The organism is Listeria swaminathanii (genome assembly GCF_014229645.1).
Classification (GTDB): domain Bacteria; phylum Bacillota; class Bacilli; order Lactobacillales; family Listeriaceae; genus Listeria; species Listeria swaminathanii.
Genome location: NZ_JAATOD010000002.1, coordinates 331558 through 346870, shown reverse-complemented (window position 1 = coordinate 346870; position 15313 = coordinate 331558). Strand labels below are relative to the sequence as shown.

Here is a 15313-nt window from a genome sequence, read left to right as displayed (position 1 = left end):
TTGGTTTTTTTGTTGGGTTCCTTTTAAAAGTGTTTGGTAGTATCATCACTTGTAAGAAGCCACTCATCGCATTATAAAACTATTTGCTAATAACCAAAATAGAAATGAGATGACAATATATGCAATCGGTATTTGAAAATTTGTATAGTAAAAAAGTTTTGGAAGAAGAATTCGGGTATACATGCTTCCTACAAACTTTAATCAATAACAAAGTCCCGTATAAAAAAACAAAAATATCAACTAACACGATTTTATTAACTGAAGATACAATAAATGCAAGGGTTTACTTTATTGAAAAAGGTATAGTTTCATTGGAAAAAAAGCAAAATGTAGTAAGTTTTTTAGGATCCAACCAAATCGCTGGCTTAAATGATTATTTTATGGCAGAAGCGAATGTATACACTGCCAGAGTCATTGAAACAATTACTGCATATGAATTCGATAAGGAGGATATCATTTGCTCGATTATTGGGATGCAAGAGGGGTGGCTCTATTTATATCTAAATAATCGAAATCACGAAAATGTACTTATCGAAAAATGCAATTTAATGCGCGGTAATGGGGAAAGTCGTTTGAAAGAGTCGTTAGAGCAATTAGGAATTTTTTTTGGCACTGAAAAAGAAGGGATGCTCCGGATTCCGAAATGCTTCACAAGAAAAATTATTGCTAACTATTCTAACCTATCTGTACGCTCAGTTACGCATCTCTGTAGAAAGTTGATAGAATCAGGTTTTTTAGAAGAAAATTCGAAGTCTTTCGTCATATTGAATAAATACGAAACCCCATGTAGCAGATTAAAAACAAAAGTAACATCTCCCTAGTCATATACTTAGAAAAAAAGATAAACTATTAAATAAATGGTTTATCTTTTACTATATAAAAAAACAAGCAAAGTGACTACTTTGCTTGTTTCATTAAGGATGAGCCGTGCTGGGTTCGAACCAGCGACCCTCTGATTAAAAGTCAGATGCTCTACCAACTGAGCTAACGGCTCTAAATATGACTGGGCTAGCTGGATTCGAACCAGCGCATGACGGAATCAAAATCCGTTGCCTTACCGCTTGGCTATAGCCCAATAATAGAAAATGGTGGAGGGGAGTGGATTCGAACCACCGAACCCGAAGGAGCGGATTTACAGTCCGCCGCGTTTAGCCACTTCGCTACCCCTCCGTTATAAAATGCCGACTGCAGGAATTGAACCCGCAACCTACTGATTACGATTCAGTTGCTCTACCAGATTGAGCTAAGTCGGCTAAGAGTCGCTCTCACTGCTGGCACATCGAAATCTAATGCATAATTAATTCTCAAAAACAGATACTAGTACATGATATAACATTTTGAACAATTTTACCAGCTTTTTTTGAAAAAAAGTGAAAAATATTTTTCAAGCTGATTTTTTTGATTAAAAAGTGACCCGTACGGGATTCGAACCCGTGTTACCGCCGTGAAAGGGCGGTGTCTTAACCGCTTGACCAACGGGCCATATGTATAAAAGTTTTTTACCGCTAGAAACTATTATATAAAAAAAGGTTATCATTTGTAAATACCCAAATTAAATTCTTTTTTTTCTGAAAATATAACTAAAAAAAACGAGTTATTTATCTTATTAATGGGTATGTATATTGAAAGGCGTATGAAATAAATTTTCAGTTGGAAAAGACGCGAAAACAAGCGCTACGAACAATTATTCACTCGGAAAATAATTAGGTAGCTAAAATAATTTAATTTAGTATTACAATCTAAAATTAGCTGTGCTATAATGTGTCTGGTCAACTTGGAGTTAGCTAAAAATCAAATAAAAAAGGTAGGGAATACAATGGCTTCGCCGCTAAAAAGACTATTAATCGGCCGCCCTCTGAAAACATCAGAAGCTGGAGACCAAAAATTGGGGAAATTAAAAGCTTTAGCAGTTCTGTCATCAGATGCACTTTCTTCTATTGCGTATGGTACAGAACAGATTTTATTGGTACTCGTAACTGTTAGTGCTGCCGCTATGTGGTATTCATTACCAATTGCGCTCTGTGTACTTGTTCTTTTGTTTGCTCTTAATCTATCTTATAAACAAATTATTTACTCTTATCCACATGGTGGGGGAGCATATATTGTTTCGAGAGAGAACTTAGGAAATAATGCTGGTTTAATCGCAGGTGGATCTTTACTAGTCGATTACATGCTTACCGTTGCTGTAAGTGTATCGTCCGGAACAGATGCAATTGTTTCTGCTGTCCCATCATTATATCCGTTCGCAGTACCTATAGCTGTGGTGCTCGTTGTCGGAGTAACGATTATCAACCTTAGGGGGATTACTGAATCAGCTAGTTTACTCGCAATACCAGTATATTTATTTGTTTTTTCTATTATAGCTCTTATTTTTACAGGTTTATTTAAAGTATTAACTGGTATGGATGCAAGTCATGAAACTGCTGCGGTAGGAACACATGTACAAGGCGTAACGATTTTTCTTTTATTAAGAGCATTTGCATCAGGCTCGGCTTCTTTAACTGGTATTGAGGCTATTTCAAATGCAGTACCGTTATTTAAAGAACCACGACCAAAAAATGCAGCGAAAACATTAACATTAATGGCAGGCTTGCTTGGCTTCTTCTTTGTAGGAATAACTGTCCTTGCTTTTGTTTATGGAACTGTACCTGAATTAAAAGTAACTGTATTATCTCAAATTGCCGAAAATGTATTTGGTAGAAACTTCATGTTTTATTTTATTCAAGCTACGACTGCACTTATTTTAGTCTTAGCAGCTAATACCGGATTCTCTGCATTCCCAATGTTAGCATTCAACTTGGCGAAAGATAAATTTATGCCAAGAATGTATTTAGCTAGAGGAGATAGACTAGGTTATTCTAACGGTATTATTACATTAGCAATTGGCTCTATCTTACTAATTATTTTATTTAAAGGAAAAACGGAATTACTCATTCCACTATACTCTGTCGGGGTGTTTATACCATTCACGCTTTCACAGACAGGGATGATTGTAAAATGGTGGAAACAGCGTCCAAAAGGGTGGAAAAAAGCATTATCAGCTAATTTACTTGGTGCCTCGATTTCGTTCACCGTTCTACTAGTGTTATTTTTAACTAGAATTGAATCTGTGTGGCCAGTATTTATCTTTATGCCTATTATGATTTATGTGTTCCATCGGACGAGACATCATTACCGGAAAGTGGGACCACAACTTAGAATTGACGAAACAATGGACTTGCCTGATTTTAAAGGAAATGCCGTAATTATTTGTGTGTCGGATACCACCAAGGTTGTTGAAGGTGCCTTACAATATGCTAAGTCTATTGGTGACACGGTCATTGCTGTTCACATTTCTATTGATAAAAAACAGGAAAAAGAATTTGTTGAGAGATGGAATAGGGTTCATCCTGAAGTGCGCATGGCTAATCTGTTTTCTCCGTATCGTTCCATTTCAGATCCATTAATGAAATTTATTGACACGGCTAAACAAAAAGCAGATCAAGACAATTACTCACTAACGGTATTAATACCGCAATTTATTCCTAGAAAAGGTTGGCAAAATGTCCTTCATAACCAAACAAGTCTACTGATTCGCACTAGACTTCTAATGAAAAGGGATGTAGTAGTGTCAACATATCCTTATCACTTAAAAGAATAACAAGAGAAAAACGGAAGAGACCTTCGGGGGAAGAGGGGGGAACTCTTCCGTTTTTATAATGGAACAACGTAAGCATAACTGGTATTTCTTTTTTTGTAAAAAATGGAATTTTCTTTTTTGAAGTTAATTTTTGCTGGAAAAAGTCATTTTCATTTAAGTAAAAAAGCATTTTACAACGAATACGACTTTGAAAAACAAAATAATCCGCCTGAAAAAAGTTTTTTGCAAAAGCAGGAGAAAATTTTATGAAACAAAAAGAAGAGCACGGTATTTTGTATATGCTATAAATAAATGGGCAATTAAATCAGAAAAAAGGGCAATAAATAGTAATACTTATCTAAAAAAATGAATAAATATTAGCTTAACTTAAAATAAGTAAAAGGACTTACTTAATGTTACAAAGTGGTAACAAATTTTTCTTTTTGATGAATTCATACTGAGTGGATTTAGGGCGTCTTTAGAAAGCGCTATATAGAGCCATTTATCATTTTTATAAGGTGGTTCTAAAATCCGTCTAACCCTTGAAAAAAGCCAGTTTTCGCGTTATAATTTCAGTAGTTGATGGGAGTTATAATTTTGGTAAAGGGGCGCTTTGTATGCAGGAACAGGACATTAGGTATTATGTACTACCTACTATTATTGTTTTTATATTAGGAATTGCTGCAATGAATGCATCTAGTTTTCCATTTATTAGTTTTCTAACAACGATACTTGTTGCTGTTGTCATTGGATCTATCATTGGCGGAACTCATCAATTATTTAGAGTGATTATCAAAACTTATCAACAAACGAAAGAACGCAGAGTCTCTCAAAAAAAGTGGCAAACACTATAAAATGACTCATTACATAACTATAATAAACCAAGCATTTTCGAACTTTTAGGGAGAATGCTTTTTTTGTGGGTTAATTCATATTTTTTTTTGCGTAAAAGATGGTACAATAAGGAAGATTATGAATGGAGGAGGTTGGAGATGGCGACTTTAGCAGATGTTGCGAAACGGGCAAATGTCTCCAAAATGACAGTTTCACGAGTTATTAATCATCCAGATCAAGTCTCAGATGAACTGAAAATGCTTGTTTATAGTGCAATGGAAGCCTTAGAGTATGTACCCAATTATGCTGCGAGGGCGCTTGTTCAAAATAGGACACAAGTCATTAAGTTTTTGATTTTAGAAGAAATTGATACAGTTGAACCATATTATATGAACTTACTAACAGGGATTAGTCGCGAATTAGATAAGTACTATTATTCGCTTCAATTAGTTACCCAAAGATCCAGAAATATCGGAGCGTATGATGGGCTAATTGTCACAGGAATACGCGATAAAGATTATGATTTAGGACTTTTAGATATCGATAAACCAGTTATTTTTTATGGTGAAAATAAGCGCGGTTATGATTCAATTGATGTGGATAACAAAAAAGGAACAGAGCTTGCAACAGAGCATATGGTAGCAATTGGATTTTCGCGAATTGTCTTTTTAGGAATTGATTTATTAGGTGAGCAGTTTATGAAATCACGTTTAGAAGGTTACGAAGAAGTAGTGAAAAAACACGGTTTGGAGCCGGAAAGCTATTTTATTGCGAATAGTTCGAGTGTCGCGGAAGAAAAAGCTTTTGAATTACTACGTTATAATTCGGAAAAAATTGCGATTGTTTGCGCATCAGATCGAATTGCAATCGGTGTCGTGCGGGCTGCTGCTGCATTTGGTCGCCGTTTTGGTGAAAACATTGCTGTAACAGGGTTTGATGGTGTTTTCTTAGATAGAATTTCATCACCGAAGATTACTACTGTGCGTTCTCCTGTTGTCGAAATGGGGGAAGAACTCGCAAAGATGTTACTTGCAAAAATTAATGATCATGGAAAGCCTCAAGGAAACCTATTATTTACTCCTGAATTACTGATACGAGCCTCTACAACTGGAAAAGAAGAGTAATAAAAACGCTAGGAATCTTTATTCCTAGCGTCTTTTTTATTTGAGTAAAATCGGTAAAAATGCAATAAAATCAAAGATGAAGTGAACAATAAATGTAACCCAAATCGAGTTTGTTTTCTTAAATAAGTAGTTCAAGATGAGTCTTGCTGGTGCCAACGTAATGATACATTGTAGGAAATTAAAATCATAGGAAGTCAAGTGCCATGTTGCAAAAAGTAAAGCGCAGAGCAAGGACGCATGCCAGAATTTCCAATTCCATTTTTTCCAAGCGGCGTATAGCAAGCTAATGGATAGCAATTCTTCGCCGAGTATCATAAATGGAATACTTGTAAAAACGTAAGACCATGTAATCAAACTGTTGATACCATTTTCAGTAGTACTACCTGCGAAGGTAGCCCACGCAATGTTGAAAATAGTACCGATAATGATTAATGCAGGAGCACCAATAAGTATCCATTTGAAACTAAAATGTTTAAACCAATCGAGGAATTCTGCTTTCAATATGATAAAAGCAATACCCCCCATGCATAGGGCATTAAAAAAAGCACCTATAAATTCTAACACACCTTGATTGGGAATGATGAATTTCAAAAGAAGAGAGAGAACACCAATAAGGATTGCGCTGGAAAATAACCAATACCCTTGTTTTCTATAGCTTAAAGTATTTTCCATTTTATCCTCCTTTTAGACCGTTTTTCAAAAGATTTCATTAGTCCATGAGTTATTATAGCTCTTTACTTTAAATCAGTAAAGTTACTAATTTGTCACTTTAAAGGAGGAAAGATAATTGGCTTTCTTCTATAGTATATTGAAAGAATGTTAAATAGTTCGAAAATCTTGTTACCGTTAACGAGCGAGAAAAGGTTGCAAACGCTTTAATGGAAATGCTAATTTGAAATAGAACGAAAGGTGATATAGGAGGAGAAAAAATGGAAAAAGCAGGGATTTATCATCAACCAGCGAGTAGCTATGCTTATAGTTATGACGCGAAAACACTACATATTCGGATTAGAACGAAACGCTTGGATATTAGCGAGGTTACTCTAATTGCGGCCGACCCTTACTTATGGAACGACGGAAAATGGCAAAGTGAATCTTATACGATGCGCAAAATAGCAGAAACGGAAGAACACGATTATTGGTTTTTTGCAATTACGCCAGAGCATAGACGTCTTCAATATGGCTTTTTGTTAACGGATACAGAGGGAGAAACAACCTTTTACGGCGGACGTGGCTTTTTTGAGCCGACCGAAGCGAATTTAAATACGATGGATTATTACTTTAAATTTCCGTTTATACATGCGGTGGATACTTTCGAAGCGCCTGAATGGGTTGGGAAAACAATCTGGTATCAAATTTTCCCGGAACGTTTTGCGAATGGCAATCCGGCAATTTCTCCGGAAAATGCGTTGCCGTGGGGAAGTAAAGATCCGAGCACGACAGACTTTTTTGGCGGAGATATTGAAGGAATTATCGAGCATTTAGATTATTTAGCGGAGCTTGGCATTAATGGGGTTTATTTAACGCCTGTGTTTGAAGCGCCGACTAATCATAAATATGACACGGTTGATTATAAAAAAATTGATCCGCATTTTGGCGACAAAGAGACCTTTAGAAAATTGGTTCAAGAAGCGCATAAACGTGGCATTCGGATTATGTTAGATGCAGTATTTAACCACATTGGCGATACTTCCGCAGAGTGGCAAGATGTTGTTCTAAACGAAGAAAAATCAGCGTATCGCGATTGGTTCCATATTCATAGTTTCCCTGTTCGTCAAAATGAAAATGGCAATATTGAAGGAGAACCAACGCTTTCCTATGATACATTTGCTTTCACGACACACATGCCGAAATTAAATACAGCTAACCCGGAAGTTCAAAAGTATCTTCTTGATATTGCAACTTACTGGATTCGTGAATTTGACATTGATGGTTGGCGATTAGACGTTGCTAATGAAGTGGATCACGCTTTTTGGAAAGAGTTTAAAAAAGCGGTTCAAGCGGAAAAAGAAGACATTTATATTCTTGGTGAAATTTGGCATGATTCGTGGATTTGGCTGCTTGGCGATGAATTCAATGCGGTGATGAACTATCCATTTACGCAAACTATTATTGAGAACTTTATTGAAGAAAAAATCACGCCAGAGCAAATGGTTTCGGGTATTAATGAGCAATATATGCGCTACCCAAATCAAGTGAATGAAGTGATGTTTAACATGCTTGATAGCCATGATACGGCGCGGATTTTAACGCGTGCTAATAATGACGAAGCTAAAGTGAAACAGGCGCTTGCCTTCATGTTTGCGCACACTGGTTCGCCGTGTATTTATTACGGCACAGAAATCGGAATGGACGGCGGAAATGACCCGGGTTGTCGTAAATGTATGGAGTGGGACGAAGCAAAACAAAATCAAGATATGCTAGCGTTTACGAAACAACTAATTGCGCTTCGAAAAGATAATCAAGCAATCATTACATCTGGCGAGTTAACTTGGTTAGATGCAAATAGCGAAACGGGCATCACAGCATTTACAAAAGGGCTAAATGGCGAAAAATTGCATTTCCTTTTCAATCAAGCGAAAGAAGAAAAAGATTTCACAATTTCATTTGAAAATTCGGCGACAGATATTTGGAACAATCAAGCTGTATCGGATAATCTTGTCATCCCGGCAAAAGGATTTCTTGTTATTAAAGAAAACAGTTAAATCAACAGCGTAAAGGGATTTTTCACATGTTTACCGGAAAAATGTTGTTATCGGTAACATGTGAAATCCCCTTGTAAACGCTTTCGGAATCAGCATATAATAAATGCATAGGTTAACCTAATTCACAAACTTTAAAAAGAATTGAAAAAAGATGGGGACTTGGAAAATCAGACAGTAAAGAGCGACTTTTTTCATAAAGAGGAGGAAAAGTAAATGAAGCGTTTCAAAAAAGTGGGAATAGTTTCGGCGGTTTTAGTAATGGCTTTAAGCTTGGCAGCATGTGGTGGCGGAAAAGATACTAGCAAATCGGGCTCATCTGATGAAAAGACATTAACGGTTTCTGTTGACGCAGGTTACAAAGACTACGTGAACAAAATAAAAGGTGATTTTGAAAAAGACAATGACGTGAAAGTAAAAGTAGTCGAAAAAGACATGTTTGAAACGTTAGAAGCACTTCCACTTGACGGTCCAGCTGGAACTGCACCAGACATAATGATGTCTGCATTTGATAGAATCGGAAGCCTAGGTCAACAAGGACATTTGGCGGAAGTTAAACTTGGTAATAAAGACGATTACGATGAAAAAGACCAAAAACAAGTAACCATTGATGATAAAATTTACGGTGCTCCAGCAATTATTGAAACATTAGTTCTTTACTATAATAAAGATTTACTCGACAAAGCCCCAGCAACTTTTAAAGATTTAGAAACACTTTCCAAAGATTCTCGTTTTGCTTTCACTTCTGAAAAAGGAAAAAATACTGGTTTCTTAGCAAAATGGACTGATTTCTACTTCTCTTACGGACTTCTTGCAGGATACGGTGGTTATGTGTTCGGCGATGAAGGTACAAATCCAAAAGACATCGGTTTAAACAATAAAGGTTCGGTTGAAGGAATTACTTATGCAACAAAATGGTTCCAAGATGTATGGCCAAAAGGTATGCAAGATAATAAGAGTGCGGATGACTTTATCCAAGACCAATTTGTTAAAGGTAAAGCAGCAGCTATTCTAGGCGGCCCTTGGTCAGCAGCAAACTACAAAGAAGCAAAAATTAATTACGGCGTAGCAAAAATCCCAACACTTGATAACGGCAAAGAGTATTCTCCATTTGCAGGCGGTAAAGGTTGGGTTGTAAGTAACTATTCTAAAAACAAAGATGTAGCTCAAAAATGGTTGGATTATGTGACTGACCAAAAAAATCAAGAAACTTTATATGATATGACAAATGAAGTACCAGCTAACTTAAAAGCACGCGATACAGCAAAATCGAAAAATGACGAATTAACAAATGCCGTTATCGAACAATACAAAAATGCGCAACCAATGCCAAATATTCCAGAAATGTCGGAAGTTTGGACTGGTGCTGAAAACTTAATGTTTGATGCAGCTTCTGGTTCGAAAACACCGCAACAATCAGCGGACGATGCAGTAAAAGTAATTGAAGACAATGTAACGCAAAAATATACTAAGTAATCATGATTTGGCGGGGCAAAGATAGCGCGCCCCGCCAATTTTTTTCAACTTAGCTAGTGAATCTATATCTAGAATTGAGGGTAACAAAATGAAACTAGAACAAAAACAAATTAAAAATGTTCGTCAAGCGACTTTGTTATCAATCATTCCGGGACTTGGTCAATTTTATAATAAGCAAAATTTTAAAGGGATTGTCTTTTTCGCACTATTTGCTTTGTTTATCATAGAATTTTTTGCAGTTGGGCTGAATGCACTTATTGGCCTCGTGACACTTGGATCTGTGCCGGGTGTGGACCATTCCTTATTCTTAATGATTGAGGGTACTTTACAATTAATTGTGACATTACTATTTATAGGCTTTTGGTTTATAAATATTTTCGATGCAAGACGCGTGGCTATGCAGTGGAACCTCGGTGAAACTGTCAATCGTTCCGCAATTGCTATTATAAAAAATATGCTCGACAAAGGCTTCCCGTACTTACTTACGCTACCCGCTTACCTAGTGATGACTTTTGTTATTATTTTCCCAGTTCTTGTAACGCTTTTCATGGCATTTACGAACTATGATTTTTACCATATTCCGCCAGCGAACTTAATTGACTGGGTTGGATTTAAGAACTTCTTTAATATTTTCTTCCTAAGTTCGTATCGCGACACATTCCTGAGTGTATTTTCGTGGACGCTCGTTTGGACGATCTGTGCGACTTCTTTGCAAATTGTTGTTGGGGTATTCACAGCGATTGTAGCGAACCAAAGCTTTATTAAAGGAAAACGTCTTTTCGGGGTAGTTTTCTTACTTCCTTGGGCGGTACCAGCTTTTATTACGATTATGAGTTTTTCGAATATGTTTAACGATAGTATCGGGGCGATTAATTCGCAAGTTATCCCGCTTCTAAACCATTTGCCATTTGTTGATATCAATGCGATTGCTTGGAAAACAGATCCTTTCTGGACAAAAGTGGCGCTGATTGGTATCCAAGGTTGGCTTGGTTTTCCGTATATTTACGTTATGGTTACAGGGGTGCTTCAAGCGATTCCTGGTGAGCTTTACGAAGCAGCTAGAATTGATGGAGCAAGCGCGATTCAACGTTTCCGTAAAATTACGCTACCGATGATTTTATTCGTAACAGCGCCTGTATTTATTACGCAATATACATTTAACTTCAATAACTTTTCAATTATTTACTTATTCAATGAAGGTGGTCCCGGAAGTGTCGGAGCAGGCGCAGGATCAACCGATATCTTAATTTCATGGATTTACAAATTAACAACAGGTACTTCGCCACAATACGCTGTAGCTGCTGCTGTGACGTTACTTATTTCAATTATCGTCATTACCGTTTCGATGATTGCCTTTAAGAAAACGAATGCCTTTGGGAACGAGGAGATGATGTAAATGAGAGACTTTATGAAAGATCAGCGGACAACAAAGTTTTTAACACAGTTTTTCACGTATTTATTTTTAACCGTGCTTACGATTATTATTTTGTATCCGATTCTAATAACTGCATCTTCGGCCTTCAAACCAGGGAATATCGCGGCGTTTACACTGGAGTGGTCGGATAGCTGGACGCTGAATAACTTTACAAGATTATTTAATGAAACATTATATCTTGATTGGTACAAAAACACGCTGATTATCGCGGTTGTAACGATGATTATGCAAGTAACGATTGTGACACTTGCCGGTTATACATATAGCCGTTACCGTTTCAAAGGTCGTAAAAATAGCTTAGTGTTCTTCTTGATTATTCAAATGGTGCCAACAATGGCCGCGCTAACAGCTTTCTACGTGTTAGCAATGCTACTAGGCGCGCTTGACCAATATTGGTTCTTAACATTAATTTATATCGGCGGCGGGATTCCAATGAACACATGGCTGATGAAGGGCTACTTCGATACCGTGCCACGTGATCTTGATGAATCCGCCAAACTCGACGGCGCAGGGCACTTCCGGATTTTTGCGCAAATCATTTTACCACTTGTAAGACCGATGATTGCCGTTCAAGCTCTCTGGGCATTCATGGGACCATTCGGTGACTTCTTACTTGCAAAATTCCTACTAAGAACGCCAGAAAACTTAACAATCGCGGTTGGTCTTCAAACCTTTATTGCCAACCCTCAACAACAAAAAGTAGCCTTATTCGCAGCGGGCGCAATCTTAGCCGCGCTACCAATTTGTTTACTGTTCTTCTTCTTACAAAAGAATTTTGTTTCCGGCCTAACTGCTGGTGGAACAAAAGGATAATTGATTTTTAAAAAGGCTGTGATATCAATGAAAAAAGTTCCGTTTATCATTCAATATGTAAAAAGTACGCTCGGTCCAACGGCAATTTTCGAAGGTCGGAAAGTACTGAAATTCTGGCAAATGGTCATCGTATTTATTTTCTTAAATGCGCTGCTATTATTACCTGTATCCGCTCATTTTGCCAATCAGTCAAGCTTTGATTTACCGAGTTTAATGCCGAAAATGGCAACACTTGGTACGGATCAACTAGCGACAGAACTTAGTGGACTGGAGCTAGTAAATGGAGAGCTGGCAGACAAAAATGCGCATATCGTCGAAAAATCAGCAAATGGTGTGGCTGGCGTGAATTTAACGCAAGCAGAACTGGCTGGAGCTAAAAATATTATTAACTTCAAAGACCAGGAAATGACGCTGACAGATGCGAGTGGCTACAATTTCGAAGTGAGCTATCCGAAAAACGCGACGTTAAGCGAAATTACGTCTGGGGAATCGCTCATTGATTGGGTTTCAGCGCAGTGGTACTTGGAAAATCAAGCCTTTGTTTTCTTATCGATGGTACTAATGATTGGCTCGATTATTTTCGTTAGTTCGCTGATGTTGGCTATATTCACAACGCTTTTCATTTGGATGACCAAACGGAGCAGTTTTTCAAGCATTGCTTCTTTTAAAGAATCACTTAATTTAACGCTAAATGCACTGGGGATTCCGGTGATTGCGGCTTGTATTATCGGCTTTATCTACTTTGATATTACAGTTATTATGGCCGTTCAGTCGCTTGGAATGGTGTTAATGATAGCATGGACATTTTTAAAGACAAGATTTTATAAGACTAGTGAAAAAAGTATGGCTGCTAGTCGCTAATTAGGAGGTTTTAGTATGGCACAGAAGCAATTATTTGAAATCGAACCATGGACATTACGTACAACCAAACTAGATAAAGAAAATAAACGTTTGCAGGAAAGCCTAACTTCACTCGGTAATGGATACATGGGGATGCGCGGGAATTTTGAAGAAGGATACTCCGGCGACGGCCATATTGGAACTTATTATGCAGGCGTATGGTTTCCCGATAAAACACGCGTTGGCTGGTGGAAAAATGGCTACCCAGATTATTTTGGAAAAGTCATTAACGGTCTTAATTTTATCGGAATTGAAGTGCGTCTTGACGGTGAAAAACTCGATTTATTTGTAGATGAAGTAAGCGATTTTGAACTAGAATTAGATATGGAAAAAGGCGTTTTAAGACGACGATTCACGGTTGTTAAAAATAGTAAAACTTTCCAAATTTCTGCGGAACGTTTTCTAAGTGTTGCAACGAAAGAACTAGCGGTTATTCGCTACCACGTGCAATCCGAAAGCCCGGCAAAAGTCGAATTAACATCTACTTTAAATGGTAACGTCCAAAATGAAGATGCCAACTATGAAGAAATGTTCTGGCAAGAAGTCGAAAAAGCTTCATCAGCAAGTCGCGGCTCGCTTGTAACTAAAACAATCCCAAATAACTTTGGTACACCACGCTTCACCGTTTCAGCAGTAATGGAAAATAAGACCAATACGGCAAATCAAACAAATCAAACAAAAGCCCTTTACGCCGAAAATCACTACCAATTCGACTTACAAGCAAATGAAGTGGCGCAAATGGAAAAACGCGTAGTCATCACAACTTCTCGTGATTTTGAAGAAGGGGAAATTTTACCAGCGGGAGAAGCGATTTTAAATAGTTTAGAAACATTGTCTTATGAAGAGTTACTAGCCGCACATGTAGCAGGGTGGCGCGAACGCTGGGATAAAGCCGATGTCGAGATTGCGGGAGACGATTCCGCCCAACAAGGCATCCGTTTTAACATTTTCCAATTATTTGCGACTTACTACGGCGAAGATGCAAGATTAAACATAGGCCCTAAAGGCTTCACTGGTGAAAAATATGGCGGCGCGACCTACTGGGATACCGAAGCATTCGCCTTACCAATGTATTTATCGCTGACTGATAAATCGGTGAGCCGTAACTTACTGAAATATCGTCACGATCAATTAGATGGCGCGAAAATAAATGCGCAGAAAATCGGCTTAGGTGGCGCACTGTACCCGATGGTAACTTTTACCGGAGTCGAGTGTCATAACGAATGGGAAATTACCTTTGAAGAAATTCACCGCAATGGCGCGATTGCCTATGCGATTTACAACTATACAAACTACACTGGTGATGATTCGTATTTAAAAACAGATGGTATCGAAGTATTAACTGAAATCACCCGTTTTTGGGCCGACCGTGTGCATTTATCCGATCGCCTCGATAAATATATGATTCACGGTGTTACTGGACCAAATGAATACGATAATAACGTCAGCAATAACTGGTATACAAATTACATCGCCGCTTGGACGATCCGTTATACGCTCGAAAATTTGGACGCAGAAGCAAAAAAACGTTTAGGCGTCACCGAGTATGAAGTCGCTAAATGGGAAGATATTGAGCATCGCATGTATTATCCTTTTGACGAAAAATGGCAGATTTTTGTGCAGCATGATACTTTTTTAGACAAAGAATTACGTTCTACGGATACACTAAAATCAGAAGATATGCCGATCAATCAAAACTGGTCATGGGATAAAATTTTGCGTTCTTGCTTCATTAAACAAGCAGATGTACTTCAAGGCTTATATTTGTTCTATGATGATTTTGACTTCGATACGAAACAACGCAACTTTGAATTTTATGAACCACTAACCGTACACGAATCTAGCTTATCTCCAGCAGTTCATGCGGTGTTAGCTGCGGAACTTGGGAAATATGATAAAGCAGTAGAACTGTATCAGCGGACGGCGCGACTGGATCTTGATAATATCAACAACGATACCGACGATGGCCTGCACATTACCTCCATGGCAGGAAGCTGGTTATCGATTGTCCAAGGATTTGCTGGCATGCGAGTAACATCCGGCGAGCTAAGTTTTGCACCATTCTTACCAACCGGCTGGGATAATTACCGTTTCAAAATTAACTTCCGTGATCGCTTGCTAGAAGTAAAAGTGGAAGTTGGTCAAGTGACTGTGAAATTATGCCACGGTGAGCCAATTAATTTAGAAATGTATAAGAAAAAATATTTGCTAGAAACGGCTATAACAGTAGAAATTTAACGATAATAGGACTTGTTGGAAACGATAACAAACGTTTTCAGCAAGTTTTTTCTTTAACAAATCTTTCCAATTTTTGGTGGGATGATTGCTTTTTCCGCCTGCACTCTTATGCTATAATAAAGAAAGTGAACCATGTGATCATAAATGGTTTAGAAGAGGCACGGAGGTGAAG

Annotated in this window: 11 protein-coding genes and 5 tRNA genes; 10 read left to right on the top strand and 6 right to left on the bottom strand. The window is 37.7% G+C overall.

Going from position 1 to position 15313, the window contains the following annotated elements; translation table 11 throughout:
• The first annotated feature begins 119 nt into the window (after positions 1-119).
• The gene (locus HCX62_RS08905) at positions 120-821 is read left to right on the top strand and encodes a Crp/Fnr family transcriptional regulator (RefSeq protein ID WP_185638554.1); all 702 of its coding nucleotides are present in this window, start codon (positions 120-122) and stop codon (positions 819-821) included.
• A 100-nt stretch (positions 822-921) separates the two neighbouring features.
• On the opposite strand, the gene HCX62_RS08900 is transcribed toward HCX62_RS08905, so the two are convergent.
• The 5 genes from HCX62_RS08900 to HCX62_RS08880 form a co-directional block, all read right to left on the bottom strand.
• Positions 922-994: transfer RNA gene (locus HCX62_RS08900), tRNA-Lys, on the bottom strand.
• A 9-nt stretch (positions 995-1003) separates the two neighbouring features.
• Positions 1004-1075: transfer RNA gene (locus HCX62_RS08895), tRNA-Gln, on the bottom strand.
• A gap of 11 nt (positions 1076-1086) precedes the next feature.
• Positions 1087-1170: transfer RNA gene (locus HCX62_RS08890), tRNA-Tyr, on the bottom strand.
• 9 nt (positions 1171-1179) lie between these two features.
• Positions 1180-1253 (bottom strand) — tRNA-Thr (locus tag HCX62_RS08885).
• A 157-nt stretch (positions 1254-1410) separates the two neighbouring features.
• A tRNA-Glu gene (locus HCX62_RS08880) sits at positions 1411-1482 on the bottom strand.
• Between the two features lie 334 nt (positions 1483-1816).
• Here HCX62_RS08880 and HCX62_RS08875 point away from each other — a divergent pair.
• The 3 genes from HCX62_RS08875 to HCX62_RS08865 all read left to right on the top strand — a co-directional run bounded on the left by HCX62_RS08875 (position 1817) and on the right by HCX62_RS08865 (position 5577).
• A complete protein-coding gene (locus tag HCX62_RS08875) occupies positions 1817-3640 on the top strand; it encodes a potassium transporter KimA (RefSeq protein WP_185501913.1) in 1824 nt (607 codons plus the stop codon).
• 596 nt (positions 3641-4236) lie between these two features.
• A complete protein-coding gene (locus tag HCX62_RS08870) occupies positions 4237-4473 on the top strand; it encodes a type 2 periplasmic-binding domain-containing protein (RefSeq protein WP_185638552.1) in 237 nt (78 codons plus the stop codon).
• 138 nt (positions 4474-4611) lie between these two features.
• Positions 4612-5577, top strand: coding sequence for a LacI family DNA-binding transcriptional regulator (locus tag HCX62_RS08865; RefSeq protein ID WP_185638550.1), 966 nt, complete (start codon positions 4612-4614; stop codon positions 5575-5577).
• Between the two features lie 36 nt (positions 5578-5613).
• Here HCX62_RS08865 and HCX62_RS08860 read toward each other — a convergent pair whose 3' ends face one another.
• Complete coding sequence (locus HCX62_RS08860; RefSeq protein WP_185638548.1) at positions 5614-6249, bottom strand: CPBP family intramembrane glutamic endopeptidase; 636 nt, start codon at positions 6247-6249, stop codon at positions 5614-5616.
• A gap of 257 nt (positions 6250-6506) precedes the next feature.
• Here HCX62_RS08860 and HCX62_RS08855 point away from each other — a divergent pair, with 257 nt between their 5' ends.
• From HCX62_RS08855 to HCX62_RS08830, 6 genes are all read left to right on the top strand, one after another.
• Complete coding sequence (locus tag HCX62_RS08855; protein WP_185638546.1) at positions 6507-8282, top strand: glycoside hydrolase family 13 protein; 1776 nt, start codon at positions 6507-6509, stop codon at positions 8280-8282.
• Between the two features lie 213 nt (positions 8283-8495).
• Positions 8496-9755, top strand: a complete 1260-nt coding sequence (locus tag HCX62_RS08850) for an extracellular solute-binding protein (protein ID WP_185638545.1) — start codon at positions 8496-8498, stop codon at positions 9753-9755.
• Positions 9756-9843: 88 nt separating this feature from the next.
• Positions 9844-11151 (top strand): sugar ABC transporter permease, encoded by a 1308-nt coding sequence (locus HCX62_RS08845; protein ID WP_185392236.1) that lies wholly within the window; start codon positions 9844-9846, stop codon positions 11149-11151.
• A complete protein-coding gene (locus tag HCX62_RS08840; RefSeq protein WP_003763416.1) occupies positions 11152-12003 on the top strand; it encodes a sugar ABC transporter permease in 852 nt (283 codons plus the stop codon). It begins immediately after the preceding gene.
• Positions 12004-12030: 27 nt separating this feature from the next.
• A complete protein-coding gene (locus HCX62_RS08835) occupies positions 12031-12864 on the top strand; it encodes a DUF1189 domain-containing protein (RefSeq protein WP_185638543.1) in 834 nt (277 codons plus the stop codon).
• Positions 12865-12879: 15 nt separating this feature from the next.
• Positions 12880-15141 carry a glycoside hydrolase family 65 protein gene (locus HCX62_RS08830; protein WP_185638541.1) on the top strand — a complete coding sequence of 754 codons (2262 nt, stop codon included), beginning with the start codon at positions 12880-12882 and terminating at the stop codon, positions 15139-15141.
• Positions 15142-15313: the final 172 nt, after the last annotated feature.